The organism is Ralstonia sp. OTU4908, from assembly GCF_038440115.1.
Classification (GTDB): domain Bacteria; phylum Pseudomonadota; class Gammaproteobacteria; order Burkholderiales; family Burkholderiaceae; genus Ralstonia; species Ralstonia pickettii.
In genome coordinates, this window is record NZ_JASATD010000106.1 from 1 (window position 1) to 445 (window position 445).

1 protein-coding gene is annotated in these 445 nt (G+C 65.4%); it reads left to right on the plus strand.

Features of this window, described 5'->3' with window-relative positions:
- Positions 1 to 445 (plus strand): IS66 family transposase (locus tag AAHM38_RS25525; RefSeq protein WP_342234429.1); only part of this gene is annotated, 445 nt, incomplete at both ends.

The following is a 445-nucleotide window of genomic DNA, read 5'->3' on the forward strand; positions in this document are numbered from 1 at the left end:
CGGGTGTGCGCTCAAGCGCATAGGCGAAGACATCAGCGAGAAGCTGGACTACACGCCGGGCACGTTCACTGTGGAGCGTCACATCCGTGGCAAATGGGTGTGCGATCAGTGCGAGACGCTGGTGCAGGCGCCGGTGCCGCCCCACGTCATCGACAAAGGCATCCCGACGGCCGGGCTGCTGGCACATACGCTGGTGTCCAAGTTCGGCGACCACCTTCCCCTGTATCGGCAGGAGCGGATCTATGCGCGCGCCGGTCTGGCCATCCCGCCGTCGACGCTGGGCGCGTGGGTGGGTATCTGTGGCGTGCGTCTGCAGCCGCTGGTGGACGCCCTGCAAGAAGAGGTTCTGACCCACGGTGTTCTGCAAGCCGACGAAACACCAGTGCAGATGCTCTCGCCCGGCAATGGCAAGACGCACCGCGCCTACCTGTGGGCCTATGCGCCA